General features: G+C 38.0%; 20 protein-coding genes. 14 read left to right on the plus strand and 6 right to left on the minus strand.

Translation table 11 applies throughout. From position 1 onward, the window contains the following. Positions 1 to 70 precede the first annotated feature (70 nt). Both FRZ67_RS04250 and FRZ67_RS04255 read right to left on the minus strand, forming a co-directional pair. Positions 71 to 1543, minus strand: a complete 1473-nt coding sequence (locus tag FRZ67_RS04250; RefSeq protein ID WP_158638297.1) for a DUF4270 family protein — start codon at positions 1541 to 1543, stop codon at positions 71 to 73. A gap of 29 nt (positions 1544 to 1572) precedes the next feature. Continuing rightward, entirely contained in the window at positions 1573 to 2391 is an 819-nt protein-coding gene (locus tag FRZ67_RS04255) for a glycogen/starch synthase (RefSeq protein WP_147188345.1), read from the minus strand. A 111-nt stretch (positions 2392 to 2502) separates the two neighbouring features. Between FRZ67_RS04255 and panC the strand changes: the two genes are divergently transcribed. From panC to FRZ67_RS04280, 5 genes are all read left to right on the plus strand, one after another. Further along, complete coding sequence (gene panC / locus FRZ67_RS04260) at positions 2503 to 3351, plus strand: pantoate--beta-alanine ligase (protein WP_147188346.1); 849 nt, start codon at positions 2503 to 2505, stop codon at positions 3349 to 3351. Between the two features lie 30 nt (positions 3352 to 3381). Next, entirely contained in the window at positions 3382 to 3726 is a 345-nt protein-coding gene (gene panD / locus FRZ67_RS04265; RefSeq protein ID WP_147188347.1) for an aspartate 1-decarboxylase, read from the plus strand. Between the two features lie 233 nt (positions 3727 to 3959). Continuing rightward, complete coding sequence (rfaE2, locus tag FRZ67_RS04270) at positions 3960 to 4451, plus strand: D-glycero-beta-D-manno-heptose 1-phosphate adenylyltransferase (RefSeq protein ID WP_147188348.1); 492 nt, start codon at positions 3960 to 3962, stop codon at positions 4449 to 4451. Positions 4452 to 4528: 77 nt separating this feature from the next. Further along, positions 4529 to 6595, plus strand: coding sequence for a polyphosphate kinase 1 (gene ppk1, locus FRZ67_RS04275; RefSeq protein ID WP_147188349.1), 2067 nt, complete (start codon positions 4529 to 4531; stop codon positions 6593 to 6595). An 86-nt stretch (positions 6596 to 6681) separates the two neighbouring features. After that, positions 6682 to 7566: a Ppx/GppA phosphatase family protein gene (locus tag FRZ67_RS04280; protein WP_147188350.1), complete on the plus strand. Its 885-nt coding sequence runs from the start codon at positions 6682 to 6684 to the stop codon at positions 7564 to 7566. A gap of 124 nt (positions 7567 to 7690) precedes the next feature. Here the strand turns inward: FRZ67_RS04280 and FRZ67_RS04285 are convergent, their stop codons facing one another. Beyond that, positions 7691 to 8248, minus strand: coding sequence for a hypothetical protein (locus FRZ67_RS04285; protein WP_147188351.1), 558 nt, complete (start codon positions 8246 to 8248; stop codon positions 7691 to 7693). Positions 8249 to 8511: 263 nt separating this feature from the next. Between FRZ67_RS04285 and panB the strand changes: the two genes are divergently transcribed. Further along, positions 8512 to 9330, plus strand: a complete 819-nt coding sequence (gene panB / locus FRZ67_RS04290; RefSeq protein ID WP_147188352.1) for a 3-methyl-2-oxobutanoate hydroxymethyltransferase — start codon at positions 8512 to 8514, stop codon at positions 9328 to 9330. A gap of 150 nt (positions 9331 to 9480) precedes the next feature. Here panB and FRZ67_RS04295 read toward each other — a convergent pair whose 3' ends face one another. Both FRZ67_RS04295 and FRZ67_RS04300 read right to left on the minus strand, forming a co-directional pair. Further along, positions 9481 to 10458, minus strand: coding sequence for an ROK family protein (locus FRZ67_RS04295; RefSeq protein WP_147188353.1), 978 nt, complete (start codon positions 10456 to 10458; stop codon positions 9481 to 9483). A 112-nt stretch (positions 10459 to 10570) separates the two neighbouring features. Continuing rightward, complete coding sequence (locus FRZ67_RS04300; protein WP_147188354.1) at positions 10571 to 12022, minus strand: MFS transporter; 1452 nt, start codon at positions 12020 to 12022, stop codon at positions 10571 to 10573. Positions 12023 to 12166: 144 nt separating this feature from the next. Here FRZ67_RS04300 and FRZ67_RS04305 point away from each other — a divergent pair, with 144 nt between their 5' ends. The 6 genes from FRZ67_RS04305 to FRZ67_RS04330 all read left to right on the plus strand — a co-directional run bounded on the left by FRZ67_RS04305 (position 12167) and on the right by FRZ67_RS04330 (position 22120). Continuing rightward, positions 12167 to 13585, plus strand: coding sequence for a glycogen synthase (locus FRZ67_RS04305; protein ID WP_147188355.1), 1419 nt, complete (start codon positions 12167 to 12169; stop codon positions 13583 to 13585). 357 nt (positions 13586 to 13942) lie between these two features. Beyond that, a complete protein-coding gene (locus FRZ67_RS04310) occupies positions 13943 to 15226 on the plus strand; it encodes a glucose-1-phosphate adenylyltransferase (RefSeq protein ID WP_147188356.1) in 1284 nt (427 codons plus the stop codon). 91 nt (positions 15227 to 15317) lie between these two features. Beyond that, a complete protein-coding gene (locus FRZ67_RS04315) occupies positions 15318 to 16718 on the plus strand; it encodes an MFS transporter (protein WP_147188357.1) in 1401 nt (466 codons plus the stop codon). A 171-nt stretch (positions 16719 to 16889) separates the two neighbouring features. Next, positions 16890 to 18737 carry an alpha-amylase family glycosyl hydrolase gene (locus FRZ67_RS04320; RefSeq protein WP_147188358.1) on the plus strand — a complete coding sequence of 616 codons (1848 nt, stop codon included), beginning with the start codon at positions 16890 to 16892 and terminating at the stop codon, positions 18735 to 18737. Positions 18738 to 18885: 148 nt separating this feature from the next. After that, entirely contained in the window at positions 18886 to 21033 is a 2148-nt protein-coding gene (locus tag FRZ67_RS04325) for a right-handed parallel beta-helix repeat-containing protein (RefSeq protein WP_147188359.1), read from the plus strand. A gap of 430 nt (positions 21034 to 21463) precedes the next feature. After that, positions 21464 to 22120 (plus strand): hypothetical protein, encoded by a 657-nt coding sequence (locus FRZ67_RS04330; RefSeq protein WP_147188360.1) that lies wholly within the window; start codon positions 21464 to 21466, stop codon positions 22118 to 22120. 182 nt (positions 22121 to 22302) lie between these two features. Here FRZ67_RS04330 and FRZ67_RS04335 read toward each other — a convergent pair whose 3' ends face one another. Further along, a complete protein-coding gene (locus tag FRZ67_RS04335; RefSeq protein ID WP_147188361.1) occupies positions 22303 to 23229 on the minus strand; it encodes a cation diffusion facilitator family transporter in 927 nt (308 codons plus the stop codon). Between the two features lie 366 nt (positions 23230 to 23595). Between FRZ67_RS04335 and FRZ67_RS04340 the strand changes: the two genes are divergently transcribed. Both FRZ67_RS04340 and FRZ67_RS04345 read left to right on the plus strand, forming a co-directional pair. Further along, positions 23596 to 25128, plus strand: coding sequence for an aryl-sulfate sulfotransferase (locus FRZ67_RS04340; RefSeq protein ID WP_147188362.1), 1533 nt, complete (start codon positions 23596 to 23598; stop codon positions 25126 to 25128). Positions 25129 to 25428: 300 nt separating this feature from the next. After that, the gene (locus FRZ67_RS04345) at positions 25429 to 25710 is read left to right on the plus strand and encodes a co-chaperone GroES (protein ID WP_147188363.1); all 282 of its coding nucleotides are present in this window, start codon (positions 25429 to 25431) and stop codon (positions 25708 to 25710) included. Positions 25711 to 25771 lie beyond the last annotated feature (61 nt).

The following is a 25771-nucleotide window of genomic DNA, read 5'->3' on the forward strand; positions in this document are numbered from 1 at the left end:
AAACCAATATTCAAAAAAAGACCCGCTAACTTTTGGTATCAGCGGGTGATCTTAAATTATGTTGACTGCGTTATTGTATGTCAGAGTATACTATGTGTAAGCGCATTTTATGATTAACACTATTACCGCCCCCTAATCTTACCCTGCCAATTGCGGGTGTATTCAATGGACCGCTTGTACCTGTATAAACCTGGTAAATAGAAGTTTCAAGAGGATAAATATAATCGTTTGACGGTGCATAGAGTATCAATGGATAACTTTTCTCGTGCCTGGTTACGATGCCTTGTGCATAGCGTGAAATATCGAACGTATAGAAATAGATAGTTTGTTGTGTAATGGGATCTATTTTTTTGTTAGGGATGCAACCATAACTCAACTGGTTACCCACGGTTCCATTGGAAATCAAAACATCATGTGGTAAGGCAAAACGCCGCATAGAATCCAAACTATATGGTGTCAGGAATAAGTTAGGTGCTGTAAATAATGCATCATTGATTGGGTCACCGGGTACCTGCTCCATCACCAGTTCCGCACGATGTATGATTCTATTGCTCAGTGTTGCAAGACTATCTATAGTGATCTTAGTATAAATACCAGGGTTTGCATCGATAAATAAAAGGCTGTCATTTATATTTCCGTTAGTGGGAATATAAGATGGTATGGCTGTTCCACTGCGGTCTCTTGTTACATAATTACTGCTTCCACAACTATAGTTGTTGGTTCTGTAATAGCGAACGGCTGTGTCTCTTTTATTTATAGAATCTTTTATATTGAAATTATAATATACTGCTAGCTTAGTGTTGGTATCCAGCAGGTTTATTTTTAAAAGTGCATTTCCCATTCCTGTTTCAGGAACAATTTGATACCCTTTAAAAAAACGCTGGAAAAGTGAATCACTATGGTATGCCCCCGTTGAGGTTGTATCATAGTCATTTAGCAGCTCATCTCCATATGACTTATTAAGCCTTATCCTTAGTTGATTGGTTGCAGCCTCTTCAAATGGGTAAATAGAATCATTCAGCTTGGTTATATCAATGTTGGCAGCAGCATAGTTTTCTGTAAGTTCATCGCCTCTTTCGACCTGGTAATTTGTAGCATAGGTAGTATCTGACCTTAATACGTCTGCGCTTGCATCTGTATTCTTTATTTTATATACTCTAAAACCAAGGGGTACAGTGGTATCACCCCACACGCCACTATAACCTAACACAAGAACAACTGAATCTATTTTAATGTCTGTACCATTAACAGGATAAACAGGAAAGACAGATGGTTTGAGCTCTACATTAATTGATGCACTTGTTTTTCCAAACAGTGGATCATTGCTTATATAACCAAGGGCATTTGGGGTACCTATACCAACTTTAACTATCGTATCTTTCATATTCTTGGAAGTTACATCCAGAAACATTTCTTTGGTATTAACCCCATCAATTGGCGGTATAAGGTCACCTCCGATATCGGTAGTAACAATCTTTGTACACGCAGTAATAAATGCAATAGCTAAAACCAGTATTATTAATAACGGGAGTTGTTTCTTCACAAAAGATAGATTAATAAAATCAGTTACAATTACTTCGCCGCAAGCTCGTTATACAATTCTAAATACTCTGTTAAATCAGTATCCCATCCTGCGAAGGGCAATACCTTTTTACCTTTTACTTTTGAAAATTCATCAGTAAGCTTTTTATCTACTTTTTCGGCACCAAAGCTAATGGCATCAGCATAAGTAGCACCGCCGCGAAACATAGCAACATTATTGGCATCTTTAAATGCTTCCATATCTTTTTCTTTTATGCTGGTATTAATACTGGCTTTTGCAAGAAAAGATGTACCAAGCTTCTCTTTAAAAGTGCTTTCACCAATTGTGTAAATGATCTTACTATGACTAAAAACAGGCTCTCTTTTATACGCAGTCTTTATGTACAAGGGTATTAAACCTGTCATCCATCCGCTGCAATGGATAATGTCTGGTGGCCATCCAAATTTCTTTACTGTTTCCAAGGCTCCTTTGCAGAAAAAAATAGTACGCAGGTCGTTATCATCAAACCATTTTTCATGCTCATCATGAAATATCTGCTTCCTTTTGAAAAAGTCCTCATTATCCAGGAAATAAACCTGAAGTCTGGCATTAGGCAATGAAGCAACCTTGATCTGCAAAGGATAATCATCATTATCAACGGAAACATTGATACCAGATAATCTTACTACCTCATGTAATCTGTGCCTTCTTTCATTTATTACTCCGAACCTGGGCATTATGCATCTCACTTCAAGGCCTGAATCATTGCTCTTAATAGCAAGCTTATTTACGACCTCTGCAAATTCCGTCAATTCAAGGTAAGGAGACATTTCTGTTGCAATGAATAAAATTCTTTTCTTTGTTGACATTCGTGACCGATATTAGGCGAAAATTTTTAAAAAAACAGGGTGGCAAAGGTAAGAAAATGCTTTTAATTCCCGCACTGTAAGTAAATACTGTGTATTTTACCAATCTAACTCATGATAATATTTAAGCAAAACGAAGATCTTATAGTTAAGCTTCAGTCTATAAAAAATGATGGAGGAACCATCGGTTTTGTGCCCACTATGGGAGCTTTACACAATGGTCATGTTGCACTCATAAAACAAAGCCTTGCCGCTAATGATATAACGGTCGTAAGTATTTTTGTGAACCCCACACAATTCAACGATAAAAAAGATTTTGAAAAATATCCTGTAACCATTGAAAAAGATATTGAATTACTGGCCAAAGCAGATAACAATATTCTTTTTATGCCCTCAGTAGAAGAAATGTACCCGGAAGGGCTGGAACCCGCTCCTGCATACGATCTGGGCTTTCTGGAAAGCATACTCGAAGGGCTTTACCGGCCCGGGCATTTCCAGGGTGTGTGCCGTATAGTGCATAAGCTGCTTGATACAATACAGCCAAACAATTTATATATGGGTCAAAAAGATTACCAGCAATGCATGGTAATACAAAAACTCATTACTGGTTTTAATCTGGCAACCCATTTAAATATTGTACCAACACAAAGAGAAAAATCAGGGCTTGCTATGAGTAGCCGCAATATGCGCTTATCTGCCGTGGCCAAAGAAAATGCAGCCGCCATTTATAAAGCACATTTATATATAAAAAACAATTTGTTAAAACTTCCTCTGGAGCAACTGAGAGAAGAAGCGGCGCGACTTATCATAGAAGCCGGTTTTGAAAAAATAGATTACACTGTCGTTTGCGATGCATTTTCTCTTGCGCCTGTTTCCAGTTACAACGCAGGCCAAAAGCTCGTAGTACTTACAGCGGCATTCATCGAAGGTGTAAGACTCATCGACAACCTTCCGCTAAACTGATTTAAAGAACTTTGCTACATTTGCCGCGCTATGCAAATAGAAATATTAAAATCAAAAGTGCACAGGGCAGTAATTACAGAAGCAAACCTGCACTATGTAGGGAGCCTTACACTTGATGAAGACCTGATGGACGCCGCCAATATGATAGAGAATGAAAAAGTGCAGGTAGTAAATGTAAACAACGGCAGCAGGCTCGAAACTTATCTTATAAAAGGTAAACGGGGCAGTGGTACTGTATGTTTAAATGGCCCTGCCGCCCGGCAAGGTGCTGTTGGAGATGTAGTGGTGATCATATCATATGCAATCCTGGATTTCGAAGAAGCCATATCATTCAAACCATCACTGGTATTTCCTAAAGAAGGGAATAAATTATAATTTATTTTTTGTTTACCGGCTTTTAACCTTTGTGGCATCGCCTGTTGTGTCACTCACTTGTACGTTCAGAACCTGATTCATGGGTGAGAAGTGAAAGTTGAAAAGTCAAAACATAATATTCACTTTTCACTTTGTTGATAAATGCATTCAGTACAAGAGTGCGACGCAACATAAGCCTAATTCCTGCAATACTGTTTGGCTCACAAGAATAAAAAACTTAAGTTAGTACCCGTATGAAAAATATAGCAAGCATTCAGCAAAAGATATTTACGAGAGAACGTTTACAACATTTTTTAGCAGCAGCAAGAGTTACCGGTAAAACAATAGCATTTACAAATGGCTGTTTCGATATACTTCATGAAGGACATATTTTTTCATTATCGCAGGCTGCTAAAGAAGCAGACATTTTAGTGCTGGGCGTTAACAGCGATACAAGCACCAAAAGACTGAAAGGTCCCGAAAGACCTGTTAACAATGAGCATTCACGTTCATTAATACTTGCGTCTTTAATAATTGTTGATGCAGTGGTGATCTTTGATGAAGACACACCACTCGAACTGATTAATATTGTGCAGCCGGATATATTGGTAAAAGGCGGCGACTACACAATGGAACAAATTGTTGGCGCAAAAGAAGTAATGGCGAGAGGTGGCAGAGTTGTTATAAATCCCATTATGCAGGGCTTTTCCACCACTGGCATTATACAAAAAATAAGAGCACTTTAGCGTTTTTTCCTATCCAAAACTTAACATTCACTCTTCGCATGCTTATATATATTTGACGATAAGCATTGTATTCATTTATGAAAAATATTACACCAAGAGATATAAGCTGGCTAAGTTTTAATGCAAGGGTTTTACAGGAAGCCAATGATGCAAGTGTACCATTAAGGGAAAGAATACGTTTCCTGGGTATCTTCTCTAACAACCAGGACGAGTTTTTTCGTGTACGCGTTGCCACACTTAAACGCATGATACAATTGGGCGGTAAAAGAGCCAACATGCACCTGGAAGAAAAGCCACAACAGATACTGGATGAGATTCAAACAATAGTACTGGAACAACAGAGTGAATTTAACCGTATATGGGATGGAATTTTACAGGAGCTGAAAAAAGAAAAAATATTTTTTGTTGACGATACACACCTTACAAAAGATCAGAAAATATTTGTAAAAAAATTCTTTGAAGAGCAGGTTCGCTCTAATATTATTCCATTGATGATCGAAAGCCTTCCTCAACTGCCCTACCTGCGGGAAAAGAGCATTTACCTTGGTGTGGTAATGCATAAAAAAGATTCTGCTTATGATCATAAATACTCACTGATAGAAGTACCAAGTAAATCTGTTGGCCGTTTTGTACTGCTTCCCTCTCCTGGCGGTGAACAACGCATCATTCTGCTGGAAGACGTTATTCGTTTTAACCTGCCGTATATCTTTTCTTATTTCGGTTATGACCATTTTAGCGCACATGTATTTAAGGTAACCAAAGACGCTGAAGTTGATATAGACAATGATGTTACCACCACATTTATTCAGAAAATATTACATGGGCTTAAGAACAGGCGCAAGGGAAAGCCTGTGCGTTTTGTATATGACAAAGAGATGGATGCAGGTTTACTTGAATACCTGATGAAGCGTTTAAATCTTTCCAGAAAAGACAACATTATTCCAGGTGGCCGTATACATAATTTCAGGCACTTCATGGATTTCCCTGATGTGTTTAAATCCAAAAGCACCCGGCGCCAGCCCTTTGCACACCCGGCTTTGTTGCATTCTTTACGCGTTACAGATGTAATTACAGAAAGGGATATTATGCTGCATTTTCCTTATCATTCATTTGATTCTGTTATTGATCTTTTACGTGAAGCTGCCATTGACCCTGAAGTAACCACGATCAAAATAACGGCTTACAGACTGGCCTCTAATTCTAAAGTTGTAAATGCATTGATCAATGCAGTACGCAATGGTAAAGAAGTGATCGTAATGCTTGAGCTGCGAGCCAGGTTTGATGAAGAAGCCAATCTTGAATGGAAAGAAGTGCTGGAAGAAGAAGGCGTAAAAGTACTGATAGGCATCCCTAATATAAAGATACATGCAAAGCTATGCCTCATTAAAAAACGCAGTGGCAAAAAAATTATTCAATATGGTTTTGTAAGCACCGGTAATCTTAATGAAAAAACGGCTAAAGTCTACGGAGATCATTGCCTGCTTACCAGCAACCGCAATATAATGGCCGATATCAACCGCATCTTTCGTTTCATTGAAAATTCCAAGACTGGTATCAATCATTTGAAAGCATGTAAAACATTAATGGTTTGTCCAACAAGCATGCGCAAACAATTACTGCAGCTGATAAATGCGGAAATAAAAAATGCAAGAGCAAAAAAGACAGCCGCTATTACAGCTAAGCTGAATTCATTGAGTGATGTATCACTCATTAATAAATTATACGAAGCAGCAACAGCAGGAGTAACGATCAATCTGGTGGTAAGAGGTATATACTGTGCACAGGCTGAGCAGAAAAAACTAAAAAATCGTATGCACGCAGTTAGTATTGTAGATGAATATCTCGAACACGCACGTGTGCTTATCTTTCACAACAATGGAAATGAGAAAGTATATATCTCTTCCGCGGATTGGATGATACGCAACCTTGATCACCGCGTGGAAGCTGCAGCATTAATTACAGATGAAGATATAAAACAGGAATTAAAAGATATTATCCACATTCAGTTAAGAGATAATGTTAAGGCAAGGATCTTGGATAACGAGCTGTCAAATAACTATGTACCTTCCACAGGCAAAAAGAAAGTACGTTCTCAAATCGAGACGTATAATTATTTATACAATAAAATTCCGAAGCAGGGTTAAGCAACTGAAATTGAAGCGCAGGAAATAGCGGTATTCTTTTTGAGATGCTTTTATATTATCAATCTTCTTTCATAAAATAATTATCATTGAAGCTGGGAGCAATAGATATAGGAAGTAATGCCGCACGTTTATTGATATCAGAGGTAACAGAAAAAGAGAATGGCAAACCTGAATTCAATAAAATAAACCTGGTGCGTGTTCCGCTTAGATTGGGTTTTGATGTATTTGAAAAAGGCGAGATCACAAAACCCAAACTGGGCATGATCATTCAAACTATGAAAGCTTATGGGCATCTCCTTAATGTATATGGCGTTAAACACTTGAAAGCCTGCGCCACCAGCGCCATGCGTGATGCAAAAAACAGCAACGATGTAATCCGAAAAGTAAAACTGGAAACAGGCATCGAAATAAGCATCATCAGCGGCGATGATGAAGCCTCTTACATTTACGAGAACCACATTGCAGAAAATCTTTCAAAAGATCATTCCTATTTATACATTGATGTTGGCGGCGGCAGTACAGAGCTTACTTTTTTTGCAGATGGCAAATTGCGATACAAAGAATCTTTCAATATCGGCACCATAAGGCTTTTAAAAAATATGGTTACCGAGCAGCATTGGGATAACATGCGTGATCACCTCAAGAACAACACAAAAAGTAAGTGGCCCATCATTGCTATTGGCTCCGGTGGCAACATCAATAAAATTTTTTCATTGAGTAAAAAGAAAGATGGCAAGCCGCTGCCGCTTGAATTACTAAAGGATTATTATAAAGAATTTTCCAGCTTCTCTCTCGAAGACCGCATACGCATTTACAAACTCCGCGAAGACCGTGCAGATGTTCTTGTGCCTGCATTACAGATCTACATCAATGTTATGCGCTGGGCAGATATTCCCGAAATATATGTTCCAAAAATTGGTTTGGCAGATGGACTTATTCAAAGCCTGTATGAAGAATTGAAAAAGAAATAATTTTTTGGACTAAATTGTAGAATAGGCATAAGGCTTTTGTTGCGTCGCACTCTTGTACTTTTAAAAATTCTATTCAGCAAAAAAAACATAATCGCTTCAAAATACTTTTCAGTTCAGGCAATAATTATTTATTAACGACCATATTACCTGAAAGGTAATTTATACCGAATAAGCCTTTCTCAAATTTTACATTAATAGTATCCTTTGTATTGAGTTTTGCGTTATAAACTTTATCGATTAGTTTATTTTCTGAGTTTATGCGTTTGGATTCAAGATCGAAAAGAAAAAAGTTATTTCTTTCAATAGGATTACCTGCTAAGGACGTAACAATATAATCCTTCGTTATTTGCTCTTTATCAAATTGTCGATTAATAAATAAAACTGTAGCAAGTATAAGATCCTGCCCAAAGAATAAAAGAGTTGCTATATAAAACAATGAATAAAGCGTAAGTATCAAAGAGTCTTTAATATTTTTTAACTTAAGAAATGCAATCACAAAAAACACAATTAAGAGGGATAATCCAACTACCAAAAGCATACTAATATAGTATTTGCTTTTAAAAGCATTTATGTCTGCATCTAAATAGAATTTATTCTGGTAGGGTTTAAAAAACCAAAACGCAATAATAAGTATTGAGTAAAATAAAATAGTCCCTTTGTATTTTATAATAAATTTTTTCATGTTGGATTGGGTTGCTTTTACGAATATATAAATTTGTCTTAACCAAAACAACCAATTATAGTTCTACCCTTTTTGAATATTATTCCGGACGTACAAGTGAGTGACACAACCAAAGCATCATAGCATTACTGCACCCCAACAAACAATAAACTAAAAACAATAAACCTATTTATAAATTCCCCATCTTTGCGGCGGCATCTGGATATGTTTTATTCTAAAGCAGGGTCATATTCAGTCTTCTCTCAAACTAAAAATCAATTCAGATGTCAGCTGCTGCTAAAGAAGTAAAAAAAGTTACTACCAACACATTGTTGAAGATGAAAGCCAATGGAGAAAAGATCTCCATGCTTACGGCTTACGATTTTTCATTTGCAGGTATCATTGACAGCGCCGGCATAGATGTGCTGCTCGTTGGCGATAGTGCCAGTAATGTTATGGCCGGTCACGAAACAACATTGCCCATTACACTCGACCAGATGATCTACCATGCGCAAAGCGTGATACGTGGTGTAAGCCGCTGTTTGGTGGTGGTTGACCTACCATTCGGTTCTTATCAGTCCAACTCACAGATCGCATTGGCATCTGCTATCCGCATCATGAAAGAAACCGGTGCGCATGCAGTAAAATTAGAAGGTGGCGAAGAAGTATTAAGCAGCATCAAAAGTATTGTTTCTGCAGGTGTGCCTGTTATGGGGCATCTTGGTCTTACGCCACAAAGTATTTATAAGTTCGGTACGTATAATGTACGTGCAAAAGAACAGGAAGAAGCAGATAAGCTAAGAAGAGATGCTTTGTTATTGCAGGAAGCAGGATGCTTTGGAATAGTACTTGAAAAAATTCCCGCTACACTTGCCAGGGAAGTAAGTGAAAGTTTAGACATACCAACTATTGGTATTGGCGCCGGTAAATATTGTGATGGGCAAGTATTGGTAATGCACGATATGCTTGGTATTAACACAGAATTTAAACCACGCTTTTTAAGACAGTATCTTAACCTGCATGAACAGGTTACAAGCGCTGTTGCAAAATATATAGCCGATGTAAAGAGCAATGATTTTCCTAATGACCAGGAACAATATTAGTGTCGCCTAATGTTGAGTATTAATAAGAACGTACAAGAGTGCGACGCAACATAAGCTTAATAATAGTCACACAGTCGGGCTTATAAAAACAAAAACATCGCATAACTTATGCGATGTTTTTACTTACATACTTTATTTACTTTTTATACTTTATTTTATCTCCCATGCAAGCGCACTTGCACCAAGAATAGCAGCATCAGATTCTTTTAAATGACTAACAAGAATTTTTACCTTATTCTGGAATACCTGGATAAGATTTGCTTCCATGTGTTCGCGTGTAGGTTTAAGAATAAGTTCACCTGCTTTTGTCAACCCACCAAAAAGAATAATAGCCTCGGGGCTGCTAAACATAACGGCATTAGCCAATGCCATACCTAAAATTTTTCCGGTATATTCAAAAATTTCTTTGGCCAGTTCGTCACCCGCAATAGCCGCATCAAAAACTTTTTTAGAATCTATTTCTTCAGGCTTTACATCTCTGAGCACACTTTTCTTTTTAGTATTCTTCAACAGTTCAAGTGCTGTTAATGTTACACCTGTTGCAGAAGCATAACTTTCAAGCGACCCTCTTTTACCCGTTCCTTCATGCATTCTTCCGTCAGGAATAATAATGGTATGACCAAGTTCACCCGCAAAACCATCGTGACCATATATTAAATGTCCATTGGCAACGATGCCACTGCCCACACCGGTTCCCAGCGTGATCATAATAAAATCTTTCATACCCTGTGCAGCACCATACATCATTTCGCCAATGGCCGCTGCATTTGCATCGTTGGTAAGCACCACAGGCAATTTAAATTTATCCTGAACCAGCTTAGCCAGTGGAAGTATTCCTTTCCACGGCAGGTTTGGTGCATACTCAACAGTGCCTGAATAATAATTACCATTAGGTGCGCCTACACCAATACCTTTTATACGGCCCACACCTCCGGCTTTGTCTATAAGAGGTTTTAGATTATTGTACAGATCATCTATAAATGTTTCAATAGTCTTATGTTTCTTAGTAGACATCTGGCTTGAAAATAATACGTTGCCCACACGGTCCACAATGCCAAACTTTGTACCCGTACCGCCAATATCAATTCCAATTACCAAAGGCTCTACGGCGTTTTTTGATGTTGCCATTTTTAAATTAATCGTTATAAATAATAGATTTTATGAACCAAACTTTCAGTTATCGATTTAGCTTTTGTTGCGTCGCACACTTGTACTTTTGAAATTATATTCAACACGATCATTAATGGCCGCCTTTGCTTTCCAGGTGATCATAATCTATACCCTGGGCTTTCAAAATACTTTTTGCTCTTATTGCATAAAATGCCAGGTACATAAAACATAAAATACCTACAATATAGGACCATTGAATACCCGTGAAATGATCTGAAACAAAGCCCTGTAAAATGCTTATAAAACCACCGCCCATGATCATCATAATTAAACGGCTCGCACCTTCATTGGTATGTTTACCCAAACCAGCTATGGAAAGCGTGAATATACATGGCCACAATGTTGAGCAGAATAAACCCACACTTATAAATGCATAAGCGCTTACCATACCATCCGCAAATATGCCTATACATAAAGCCACGATCGCCATGCCAGAATAAATGAGCAGCAAACGGGCAGGATTGCCTTTACTCATAATATCACCAATGATCATCGCAACAATAACAAATGGATAATAATAAAATGGTGTTACATCATGGCTGGCAATTGTATTTACCAGTAAGAAAACACCAAATGCAACATAAGGCATGAGGAATTTCAGTATTTGCTTTGCACCTTTACTTACATCAAAAGCGCCCACAGAAGAAGCCCATCTGCCAATCATTAAACTTGCCCAATACAATGAAATAAACGGTGCGATCTTATCTGTAGAGATTTGAAGATGTTGCTCCAGAAAAGCAGGAAGATTAGATGCGGTAGATACCTCTACGCCCACATATACAAATATGGCTATCATACCCAGTACCAGTTGAGGATAGTTTAATACGCTCTTTCTATGCAAGACTCTTGTTGCATCTTCAGCCTCTTCATCAGCAACTTTTTCAAGATCTATTTTATTAGGAACAGAAGAGAATTTAAAAATGATGGCTGCTACTACAAACAATGCTCCTAAAACAAGATAAGGTGTCTTTACACTTTCAATGCTTGCCACACCTGTAGCGCCAACTGCAACTGTACCAAATATAGCAAAGCTTACCAGCAACGGGCCGATCGTGGTTCCGAAATTATTGATGCCTCCTGCCATACTTAGTCTTTGTTGACCCGTTTTCGGATCTCCCATTACAATAGCCAGCGGATTGGCTGCAGTTTGTTGCAAGGAGAAACCTAGTCCAACAATAAACAGACCTGTGATCATTAATGTAAAAGAAGCGGTTTGTGCAGCAGGATAAAATAAAAGTGTACCCAGCGCAGAAATAATAAGACCAAGTGAAATACCATTTTTAAAACCAATCCTGTTTAGTATGTCTCCACCTGTTGCTTTTGAAACAAAAAAGTAAATAATTGAACCCACAGTATAGGCCACATAAAACGCAAAGGAGACCATTTGAGATTGAACCTGCGATAAATGCAGTTTCTCTTTGAACACCGGAATAAGAATATCGTTAGATGCTGCTACAAAGCCCCAGAAAAAGAACACAATGATTAATACACTGAACTGGGACCATTTGGTTTGTTGACTCATTGGTAAGTTTATGTTGGTTTATGAAATGGCTGCGTAAATTAAGTACATTTTATCTTTCTAAAAATTTTAAAAGTATTAATACGATTCGTTACTTTCATCCACGATTTTAATGAATACGAGGAATAACTTAACTATTGCACAATCATGGAAATAATTCATGTAAGCGCAGAATGCTACCCCGTAGCTAAAGCAGGTGGTCTTGGCGATGTGGTAGGTGCATTGCCAAAGTACCAGGTAAGTATGGGGCATAACGCAAAAGTTGTAATGCCCATGTACCGTACTAAATTTCTTTACCAGAACGAATGGGTGGTTGACTTTAAAGGGCATAGTAATCTTGGTGAAAGATGGTTCGATTTTACTGTAATAAAAGAAAAACACAATGAACTTGGTTTTGATCTTTACCTTATAGATATCAATGGCCTTCTCGATCGTGAAAAGGTTTATGGTTATGATGATGACACCGAACGCTTTACTGCATTCCAGATCGCAGTAGTAAACTGGCTCAGTCACTGGCAACATAAACCAGATGTGGTGCATTGCCACGATCATCATACAGGTCTTATACCTTTTATGATGAAGTATTGTTACGACTACAACAAACTTGCTGATATACCAACTGTTGTTACCATACACAATGCACAATACCAGGGATGGATGGGTTGGGACAAAAGTATTTATATTCCAAGATGGGACAGTTGGAAACGCGGTATGCTGGAATGGGCAGGCTCTATTAACCCACTTGCATCTGCAGTAAAGAACGCATGGAAGGTTACTACAGTTAGCTGGAGTTATATGGAAGAACTTCGCTACAACTCTAATGGACTTGAAGCGCTGTTTGAATATGAAAAAGGAAAATGTATTGGTATATTAAACGGTATAGATGCAGATGTGTGGGACCCTGCAACAGATAAATATATTGACAATCATTTTTCTGTTGAAGATGTGGAAGAAGGTAAGCTGGCCAATAAAAAATTATTATGCGAACAGTTCGGTCTTGATAGCAGCAAACCACTGTTCATTTTTATAGGCAGGCTTGTTGGCGAAAAAGCTGCAGACATTCTTCCCGATACCATCATGTCTTCTATGTACAACTTCCAGGGCCAGGCAAATTTTCTTATACTAGGCAGCGGTGAACCACATGTAGAGTGGCAACTGAGCCAGTTAACGCATGCTTATCCCGGCGCTTACAATGCTGTTATCGGTTATAATGAAAAACTTAGTCATCTTATGTATTCCGGTGCAGATTTTTTATTAATGCCCAGCCGTGTTGAGCCCTGCGGTCTTAATCAAATGTATGCCATGCAATATGGCACTGTGCCGGTAGTGCGTAGTACAGGTGGTTTAAAAGATACGGTTGTAGATATGGGAGATTTCCAGGGTTGGGGCATTCGCTTCAACCATGCAAGTGTTGGAGATCTTACGCATTCTATCTGGCGTGGCATTGATCTCTACAACAATAACCCAACCCATCTTGAATGGATGCGCAAACGTATGATGAGTATAGACAATAGCTGGGAAAATGCCGTACAACAATACATAAATGTTTACAGCAGTCTTAAATAACTCTCTCCTCAATTCAACAGCTCTTTATTTATTTTTTTTTGAACCCGGCAATAGAATATCATTAAGCTTTCGTTGCGTCGCACTCTTGTACTGCATTGCATTTACCAACAAGTAAAAAGTGAATATTGTGTTTTGACTTTTCACCTTCACTTTTCACCCGATGAGTTTGGCTCTGAACGTACAAGTGAGTGACACAACCGACGATACCATATGTTATCAAGATAACATCAAAAACAGGCAAATGAATGTTATGATGCGTTCATAAAAATTTATCACTAATAATTTTTATGTTCATACTATAAACGTCTTATATTTATTAAAGCAAGCCATAACAATTACACATAAATTCTCAACAATATGTTTTCCATAACCCAGTCAGTTATTTCCGTGGTACTCGGTGGCGGAGCCGGTACAAGATTGTATCCGTTAACAGCAGCACGTTCTAAACCCGCAGTTCCTATTGCAGGCAAATACAGGTTGGTTGATATACCTATCAGCAACTGTATAAATTCAAGGATCAACAGGATATTTGTTTTAACGCAGTTCAATTCCGCATCGCTTAATAAACACATCAAGAACACTTATCACTTCAGTGCATTCAGTACAGGCTTTGTTGATATACTTGCAGCAGAACAAACGCCGGATAATCCCGGCTGGTATCAGGGAACAGCAGATGCGGTGCGCCAGTGTTTGCGCCATATTGCCAACAATGATTATGAATACGTACTGATACTAAGTGGTGATCAATTGTACCAGATGGATTTTGAAGCAATGATAAATGCGCACCGCGAAAAAGGTGCTGATATTTCTATAGCCACTATTCCTGTGGGAGACCGTGAAGCGCCGGAGTTTGGAATTCTTAAAGCAAACAGCGAAAATATTATTACCAGTTTTATAGAAAAACCAAAAAAAGATATTCTTGGCGAATGGGTAAGCGATACCGGCGATGAAATGCGCAACCAGGGTAGGATCTATCTTGCATCAATGGGTATCTATGTTTTCAGCCGCTCTGTACTTGACAGGTTATTGAAAGATGAATATGCAGAGGCTACAGACTTTGGCAAAGAGATCATGCCAAATTCTATAAACAATTATAAGGTTGTAAGCTACCAGTATGATGGTTACTGGACTGATATAGGAAATATCTATTCTTTTTTTGAAGCAAACCTTGCGCTTACACAGGACATCCCTCCTTTCAATTTATTTGATAAGACAAAAACTGTTTATACAAGACCGAGAATGTTGCCTCCCGGAAAGATCAGTGGAACAACATTGGAGAAAACAGTTGTAGCAGAAGGAGCATTGGTATTTGCAAGCCGTGTAGAAACAAGTGTGCTGGGGATTAGAACAAGAATTGGTCATGGTACCACAGTAGTAAGTTGCTATTTAATGGGTAATGATTATTATGAAACATTGGAAGAAATGGCGGCAAATGCAGCCAAAGGAATTCCGAAAATAGGTATTGGTGAAAGATGCTATATAAAGAATGCCATCGTTGATAAAAATTGCCGTATAGGGAATGATGTGCGCATCAATGGCGGGCCGCATCTTGAAAATACAGACCACACACTATATACCGTAAAAGATGGTATAGTGGTAGTAAAGAAAGGCGCTATTTTACCTGATGGTTTTGTAATATAATTTTGTTTTAAACATCCTCTTGGCAGGATGTTTTTTTATTGTATTTTCGGCGTTGTGTAATTTTTACATATTAATAAACTAAACGATTGCTATGGCCGCTGCTGTTACTACATCAACTGCTTCTACAAGCTATAAACCAAGGCTAAATGTCAGGCAGATATTCAATATGAGTTTTGGGTTCTTTGGAATTCAATTTGGATGGGACCTGCAGAGGGCTAATATGGGTCCTATTTATGAATACCTGAAAGCATCACCGGAACAAATACCCTTATTGTTTTTGGCTGCGCCATTAACTGGTTTAATAATGCAGCCCATTATTGGTTACATGAGCGATCGTACATGGCATCCTACATGGGGAAGAAGAAGGCCTTATTTTTTTGTTGGGGCACTGTTAAGTACCATTTGTTTGTTCATGATGCCCAATAGCGGATCGTTGTGGATGGCAGCTGGTTTATTATGGATTCTTGATACATCTGGCAATATTGCTATGGAACCATTCAGAGCATTTGTGGCAGATAAACTACCGGAAGAGCAACGCACTTCAGGCTTTGCTATGCAGAGCTTTTTGATTGGTCTTGGTGGCAGCATTGCATCTGCATTGCCATGGATAATGTCGCATATTTTTAAGATATCTACAAGTTCTGACACAGGAGGAATTCCGCCTTCAGTAAAATTTGCATTTTATACAGGCGGCGCCATTTTTTTAGTATCTGTTTTATACACTGTATTTACAAGCAAAGAATATCCGCCTGCAGATATTAATTTTAAACAGAAAGTAAAAGAAAGCAACAAAGGTTTTGGAGGAGGTGTAACAGAAATATTACATGCTATAAAAAATATGCCTTCAAAAATGAAGCAGTTAGCATTAGTGCAATTCTTTACCTGGCCAGGGTTATTCTTAATGTGGTTTTATTACAATACCGCCGTTGCAAGAAATGTTTTTAATGCAACCAGCACCAGCGATCCTAACTATATAAAGGGTATAGAGTATGGAGGTCTTACATTATCATACTATAATATTGTTTCATTCTTGTTCGCACTTGCATTACCGCTAATAGCTGGATATATCGGCAGAAAGCTTACGCATTCTGTTTGTTTACTGTGTGGTGCCATCGGGTTGATTTCCGTTGGCTTTGTAAAGCAGCCTTTTGAATTATATATCTGTATGACAGGTGTTGGTATCGCATGGTCAAGCATTTTATCTATGCCGTATGCAATGCTGGCCGGGGCTTTACCAGAAGATAAGATAGGTGTGTATATGGGAATCTTCAATTTCTTTATTGTGCTCCCTGAAATAATTGCCTCTTTATTTTTTGGATGGATAATGGAGCATTTGCTGGATAACAATCGCATGCTTGCCGTGCAGATCGGAGGTGTTATGATGGTTATTGCCGCAGTTATCTGCTATTTTATAGTAAAGGAAAAAAGAAGGTTTGTTACTGAAAGTCCGGAAATAGCAAGACTCGAAATAGAAGAAAATCGATCAGTATAAAATCAATTTAATTATTAGCCCCTCTGTTATTCCTTGATTTAGCTTCGTTGCGTCGCACTCTTGTACTTTCTGTTCCTTGCTCAACAATGAAAAGAAAACTGAAGTGAGTGACACAACCAAAGCTGATTTGTTTGATACAGTTTGCAAACAAAAATTTTAAAAATTAATTAGATGAAAAAGAAACTACTGTTGCTGATTTTTATTTCATGTTTTTTTACAGTTTTTACTTATGCGCAATATGCACAGGTGTATCCAACTAACTGGTGGGTGGGCATGAAGCATAACAAAATACAACTGATCGTTCGTGGCGATCATGAAGGTTTAAGCAATGAAAAAGTAACAATCAGTTATCCCGGTGTGACAATCACCGGCACGCATAAATTTTCAAACAGTAAATATCTTGCAGTTGATATAAGTATTGCATCTACTGCAAAACCAGGCACCGTAAATATTGTCTTCGCGTCTAACGGATCTACAAGCAAAGTTGCATGGCCATTGGATGCAAGAAGAAAAGGTAATGGCACTTCGTATGCGCAGGGTGTGCAATCATCTGATTTTATTTATTTCTTAATGCCTGATCGTTTTAGTAATGGTGACCCATCTAACGATCATGTTGCAGGCATGAGAGATCAATCTTTAAACAGAGACTCCATATACCATCGTCATGGTGGAGATATGCAAGGTATCATCAATCATCTCGATTACATTCAAAGCCTAGGCGCCACTACGTTGTGGATGACACCCGTTATTGAGAACGATATGCCTGACCGTACAGAGCATGGTTATGCGTTTACTGACCATTATAAAATTGAACCAAGATTTGGTGGGGAAAAATCTTACCTGCAATTAAGTAACGAATTGCATAAACGTGGTATGAAACTGGTGCAGGATGCTGTGTATAATCATGTAGGCTATTATCACTGGATGCTGCAGGATCCTCCCGACAGCACATGGTTGCACAGATGGCCAACATTTACACCACCAAATTATAAAGAACAGGTATTCTTTGACCCTCATGCATCCACAGCAGAAAAAAAACAAATGGCAGACGGGTGGTTTACTGCTCAGATGCCTGATGTAAACCAAAGCAATCCTTATGTTGCTAATTTTTTAATTGAACATGCAATCTGGTGTGTTGAAAAATTTGGCGTAGATGCCTGGCGCATTGATACCTACAAATATTGCGATCTTGACTTCATGAATAATTGTAACCAGGCTTTGTATAACGAATATCCTAAGATTACTATGTTTGGTGAGAACTGGAACGAGAGTGTTGCCAACCAGGCATATTTTGCAAAAAATATTTTCAACACCAAATTCAAAAGCAATCTTACCGGAGATGTAGATTTTGAATTTTTGTTCCGTGGTATACAACCTGCATTAACACAAGAGCCTTGGGGTGTAAACCAGTTGTACCAAACAGCCAGTCTTGACTTCCTGTACCAGGATCCCACACAGAATGTAGTTTTTCTTGATAATCATGATATGTCGCGTTTCTTTTCTGTTTTAGATGAAAATGTAGCGAAACAAAAAATGGCAATTAAATGGCTGCTTACTACACGAGGCATTCCGCAAATATATTATGGCACAGAAGTTTTGATGAAAGGTATAAGTAATCCCGATGGCTGGGTGCGTCTTGATTTTCCGGGTGGCTGGGATGGTGATACCAGGAATGCATTCACCGGTGCAGGATTGAGTGATGATGAAATGGTCGTACAGAATCTTGTAAAGACATTGGGCAACTACAGAAAATCTTCTTCCGCACTTAAAACAGGAAAGATGATGCAATTCATTCCGGGCGCTGGGGTGTATGTTTATTTTAGGTATGATAACAACCAAACAATCATGTGCGTAATGAATACTTCAGATGCAGCAAAAACAATTGATTTTACAAAATATGCAGAACGCACTGCGGGATTTACAAAAGCAATAAGCATAACAGATGATAAAACCTACAATACAACAGATAAGCCACAGATTGGTTCCAATGAAATGTGGGTGCTGGAATTGAAGAAATAAACCTTTAGAATAAAAATAAAAAACTTCATGCTTAAAAATGCATGAAGTTTTTTTATGAGCCCGACTGTAGTGCATGTATTAAACATCGTTGCGTCGCACACTTCAACTTTCTGTTTTCTCATGAGCATGGCTTTGTGTAAATTAGCTCATGAAATATTGCACATTGTTCTTTCTGTTGTTCCCATTATTTACTGCTGCTGAAATTCCATTAGAGAAAGGAATGATAATTAATGAGTCTGTTACAATAATTTCCGGCAATTATTTTCTTAGTGCCGACACTTCTTTAAAGAAGCCATTGATTATTATTGACGGGAAAGATATTGTTGTTGATTTCAACAATGCAATATTGCAGGATTCTACTGACATGCAACACCCAGATCTATTTCATGGGCTTGCAATTCTTATCAAAAAAGGTTCTTCAAATATTGTTTTAAAAAATGCAAACATTCATGGCTATAAGATAGCAGTACTGGCTGATGGTGTTTCCAACCTAACTATCGACAACAGCAACTTCAGTTATAACTACCGGCAGCAATTACACAGTAACTGGAAAAGAGAAGACATCAGCGACTGGATGAGCTTTCATCATAATGAAAATAATGAATGGTTAAGATATGGTGCAGGTATTTATCTTAACCATTGCACTAAAGCAACCATTAAAAATAATATTGTAAATAATAGTCAATGCGGTTTATTAATGACAGGTTGCGATAGTGCCGAAGTTTATGATAATAATTTTTCTTTCAATTCTGCATTGGGTATTGGCATGTATAGAAGCAGTTACAACCACGTTTACCATAACAGGCTCGACTTTAATGTAAGAGGTTTCAGTTCTGGAAAATATTATCGTGGCCAGGATAGTGCTGGCATTCTTGTATTCGAGCAATGCAGCAATAACATTTTTGCATATAATTCAGTAACACATAGCGGTGATGGATTCTTTCTCTGGGCTGGTCAGCATACAATGGATACAGGAGAAGGCGGCTGTAACGACAATATTATTTACAGTAACGATTTTTCTTATGCACCTACAAATGGGGTTGAAGTAACGTTTAGCAGGAATTATATCAGGCAAAATACGATCAACGGCTGTGATAATGGCATATGGGGTGGATACAGTTACAATACATCTATTCTCGAAAACAGGTTTTTAAATAACAATATTGCCATAGCCATTGAACATGGACAAATGAACAGCATCTTGGTAAATGGATTCAACAACAATAATACATCCATCAAGTTATGGTCAAGAGAAAAGCAACCTGCTGATTGGGCATATGCAAAAAAGAGAAACACCAAAAGCAAAGATTACGAGATAGCCGGTAACAGGTTTCAAAATGAAAAAATTGTTTATGATATAATGGGGTCAGACAGTTTGTTGCTCGCATGGAACAGTAAGTACTCCTGCGATAAGTCTTATAAATTAGGCGAAAGGATAAGCACACTTGATACAACACGCGAAAATGATCGCGTAGCTTCTTTTAACTTAGATAAGAAAGACACTGCAATAAATTTTATTCCAAATAAAACAATCCCATTCAATAGTTTTCATTACGGCCGCAACAATATCCGTATTACTCCGTGGGGGCCATATGATTTTAATTACCCGCTTTTGTTTCTTGACAGCATAAACAATGGCAATTATTATTTTTCTATTCTTCACCAACCCGGCAGTTGGAAAGAAATAAAAAGCAATGGCTTCAAAATAATCAATTCCATCGGCGACCAGGTTATTGCAAAAGCAGACTCTTCTGTAAAAGATCGTTCTATTCAATTGCAATACACCGGTTCTGCATTTACAGATATGTTTGGCAAAAAATATGATGCTGGTAAACCATACATATTCAGTTATGACGAATTTGATCCTTTGTCTACATGGAATGTAAACTTTTATAAATGGAAGAGATCAAATAATCCTAATAATAATTATAAAAGTTTTATCAATGCCCTCCCCGATCCTGATTTTAGTACCACAACAAAACAAATTGATTATACCTGGTGGGGCTCACCCGGTAACGGGCTTCCTAAAGATTCATTTGCAGTTGTTGCTACTACTACTATGAACCTTCCCGCAGATGATTACGAAATAAGTGTAACAGCTGATGACATGGTAAAACTTTTTATAGATAAGAAAAAAGTTATTGATGCATGGAATAAAAAGTTCACAGAGCTTGATGAAAACACGCATCACTCCGTAAAAATGCATCTTGAAGGAAAACATACATTCCTGATAGTGCATGCAGAAAATGATGGACTTGCTGATCTGATATTTTATATAAAACCTTACAGAAAATAATTTGCACCCGTACACCCTCGCCGCCAGCCTGAGTTTTAGTTATTTCTCTAAGTAAGAATTTTTGGTAGCCGGCTTTTGTTCCTTGTGGCATCGGCTGTTGTGTCACTCACTGGTACTGTTTGGTTTTAATGGCAGCAATTGAAGTATGCTATTTTAGTCGTCACAGCGCTATCTGAAATGAACGCCGTAAAGACAGAAATGATAGCTCTTCGAAGCAAAATAGACCAATTACTTACTTCGGGATGAATCAACTCACCTTACAAAAAGCATTATATAAAACGTTATCATTCTTCAGCAAACCAAATAATATTAGGTAGGCGGGGATAATAAGCATACATTTACCTGCATTCACGGTATTAATATTCTCTTCTCCACTCCTCCTCTTTTTTATTACCACCGTTTATTAAAATAAAAAATGAAAAAGCAATATATGCTTATGATTATACTTGCAATAGGTATAACAGAAGCACGAGCGCAATCCTCGTCTACAACTATTCAATACAACGAAAAAATGCAGCCGGCACTTGTACTTGAGCTACCAAGCAATACAGAAGATGCAGAAGGAACAATTTTATTGAAATTGAAACAAACAGGGTATAATCCGGAAACACAAGGCGCTCTTTTTTGGAAGAAACATAAAATTGATGGCTTCTATGTATTCAATAATGTAGCCATGTCTTCATTAAGTTCATTAAAGCTGGATATGTATTTTAAAGTGGTGCAAAAAAACAATGAAGAAAAAAATAACAGTACGCTGTACATGCTTATAAGCAAAGGAAATAACAATTTTGTTTCGCCTGAAAATGATCCGGCGCTTTGGGATAGTTCCAAAGTTTTTCTAAACAGCTTTGTTGAAAAAACAACTGCATATAGTCTTGAACAGGATATAACAGCACAGGAAGCCAGTGTAAAAGCTGCCCAGGATAAATTAGCAGGTTTGCAAAAAGATGAAAAAGAACTGGCCGATAAAATCAGGAAATACCAGGATGATCTGACCAATAACCAGGCTGACCAGAAAAATCAACAAGTGGATATAGACAATCAAATAAAGCTGCTTGCAGATTTAAAATTAAAAAGAAGAGGCTAACATAATTTCATACCTGCTTAGCAGGTAGTTAAAACAAACAGGGTCTGGGAAAGCAATTAGTCTCCCAGGGCCTGTTTTATTTGTGTGTAATAAAAAGCCTTCCTGTTGAAATAAAAACAATTGTACAAGTGTGCGACGCAACCATAGCTTAATAGAATTCCCGCCGCTGGTCCCAAAAAAATTCAATCCCTGCATTCTTCTTTCCCGCAAGGCTCATTTTCGCGTTCCGTCTCCAGCGTTATATGGTGAATATTTTTATGCTGCAGTGCATGTTTGAGTTCATGCTTAATTATTTTTTCCTGCTCGTTAGTTGCATTATTATTAATAACAAGGTGTGCCGTTAATGCATTCTCTGTAGTGCTGATGGCCCATATATGAATATGGTGCAAGCCGGCTACACCAGGCACTTTCATCGCTGTTGCTTTTATATCATCAAGGCTTATACCTTCAGGCACTCCATCCAGCGATAAACGCAAACTGCTTTTAAGTAAATGCCAGGTGCTCAAAAGAATTACTATAGCTATAATAATACTCAGCAGGCTGTCTATCCAAAACCAGTTGGTATAAAAAATAACGATACCGCCAATTACCAAACCCAGCGACACAACAGCATCACTCATTAAATGCAGGTACGCACTTTTTATATTAAGGTCTTTTTCTTTATTGCTGAAAAAGAACAATGCCGTTACTGTATTAATGACAATACCAATGCCTGCAACTATAGCAATTGTTTTGCCCGGCAATTCTTCAGGGTTTAACAACCTGTGCAGCGCTTCATAAACAATGGCGCCAATAGAGATCAGCAAAACTGCCGCATTGAACAACGCCACCAGTATCGAGGTCTTGCGGTAACCATAGGTATATTTTTTGTTTGACTTTACTTTCATAAGCCGGAAAGCCAGCAGCGAAAGTGCCAGTGCGCCAACATCTGCAAGGTTATGCCCTGCATCAGAAAGCAGCGAGAGTGAATGAATATAAAGTCCTGTTATTACTTCAATTACTACAAATAAAAAATTTAGAGTAATGCCAATAACAAAAGCCCTGTTTACATTGGTGAGTGTAACATTGTGATGATGGTGATGGTGTACGTGCTCATGGCTTTCTTTCATTTTTAAGAATTATATTTATAAAAATATGCAGCAGTTTTTCGAGCCGAAAATAAATACAAAAAACAAAGAAGCAGTTTTGCAAACATTGTTTTTTTGCAACCTTGTGGAGTAATGATTTTATTGTTTACAGGCTGCAGTGTTATTGAGCAGCTTTTGTTGTGTCACTCACTTGTACGTTCTGTTCTTTTCGCATCATTGAAGACGAATAATTTATTGCAGTACAAGTGTGCGACGCAACAATGCTGAGCAGTTTTCTAAAGCCCGGACAATAATTGTATTCATCATCATTTCACATTTAAGCACACCTGACGATAAAAAGAATTTTGATTATGTTTGAGTGTACTACTGCTTTAATAAAATGCCATAATGAAATATTTAAAGCTTCAAACGGTCTTTCTATTTTTAATTGTATCATTTACAGCATGCAAAAAACAGGATGTTTCTCAACCCGGTGGCAATGTAACTGTAAGCAATGAGCATGTAATACTTAACCCCTACTCACCGCTTACTGCCAGTATATTGCTTGAAACATCTGTAGCAACAAAAATATCCATCCGTGTTGTTGGCAAACATGAAGCAGAAAGTGATGTGGTCAAAGACTTTGATGAGGTAAGTTCTGCGCACAACATTCCTGTGCTGGGCTTATATGCTGATTATGACAATACAGTTGAACTTACTTTTAAAGATGTTTCTGGTTTAGTTTTAGGAAGTAAATCTTACAGTATAAAAACATCAGCATTGCCTGCAGCAACCTTTCCCGCAATTACTATTGACACTAAAAATGTGACGCTGATGGCGCGGGGCATGACGCTGGTAAGCTATTTCGGCTATAAGGATAATCCATTTCCGGAGAGCCCTTTTATATTTGATGCATCCGGAGATATACGCTGGTATCTTGATTTCAGGACAAGCCCTGTTTTAAATAATCTATTTTTTGATGATGGTATGGAACGTTTGCAAAATGGCGATCTTTATTTTGGCGATATACACTCCAACGCCATTTACGAAATAGATTTCCTCGGAAATATCATAGATACCTGGACATTTCCGGGGTACCAGTTTCACCATAATGTGCAGGAAAAGCCCAATGGTAATTTTTTAGTTACAGTAAGCAAACAGGGAAACAGCACTACAGAAGATTATATTATTGAAATAGACAGGAGTACCAAACAAATAATAAGAACATGGGACCTGCATGCATCTTTGCGATACAGCAGGCAAACACTTACTACCAATCCTGATGACTGGATACATGTAAATGCGGTTATCTATGATGCCAGCGATAATACCATCATTATTTCAGGAAGAACGCAGGCACTTGTAAAACTGGATGAAAATAATAATGTAGTCTGGATCATGGGTTGTCATAAAGGTTGGGGTAATTCAGGCAATGGCATTGATCTTAATAATTTTTTATTGCAGCCTTTAAATAAAAATGATCAGCCCATTACCGATCAGGATGTACTGGATGGTTATACCAATGACCCCGATTTTGAATGGAACTGGTTCCAGCACGCACCACTATTAATGCCCAATGGTAATGTGATGGTTTTTGATAATGGTGGGGATAACCGAAACTTCAGCGGTGCAGGGCAATACAGCCGTGCTGTTGAATTTGAAATTAATACAGCTCATAAAACTGTAAAGCAAATATGGGCATATGGAAAAGAAAGAGGCGCAGCAACCTTTTCGGGTATTGTTTCAGATGTTGATTTTTTAAGTAATGATAATCATGTAATTTTTTCTCCCGGTGCTGTTAATAATATAACCATTTACGGTAAGGTTATTGAGCTTGATTATGCTACACAAAATATTTTATTTGAAGCCACGCTTACTCCTCCGCAATCGCTTTACGGCATCACTTTCCATAGAACAGAACGGCTTACATTATATCTGTAATGAAAAGACTAACAACAGAAAAGCAATTTTTGATAACCAGCTGTAGTGTTATAGGGCAGCTTAGTTGTGTCACTCACTTGTACTGAAGAAACAAATCTTACCGTAGCATTCACAAATGAAATTTTGTCACAGCCGGGCAATCTCCTTTCTTTGCCATCCCGATTCTTGCTGCCAAAACTCGCAGCTATCAAAAGACGAGAGACAAAAAGTGAAATTTTGGCTTTTTTTGGCTACATGGCACAGTAATCGCGGACGGGCTACGTACAATTAACTGTTCACTAAATTTAAATTTATACAATTATGGCTAAAAAGATCAATGTTACCCCTCTGCATGACAGGGTAATTATCCAGCCAGCACGTGCTGAAGAGAAGACCGCTGGTGGTATTATTATTCCGGACACTGCTAAAGAAAAACCTCAGCGTGGTACCGTTGTAGCTGCCGGCCCCGGCAAAAAAGATGAGCCCGTTTCTGTAAAAGTTGGCGATACTGTGCTTTATGGAAAGTATGCCGGCACAGAGATCCAGATCGAAGGCAATGACCTGCTGATCATGAGAGAAAGTGATATACTGGCGATTATCTAATAGCTATGTGCTAATGATTGCAGCGTAAAATTCTAAATGTACAAGTGTGCGACGCAAGAAA

The sequence above is a fragment of the Panacibacter ginsenosidivorans genome, from assembly GCF_007971225.1.
Lineage (GTDB): Bacteria > Bacteroidota > Bacteroidia > Chitinophagales > Chitinophagaceae > Panacibacter > Panacibacter ginsenosidivorans.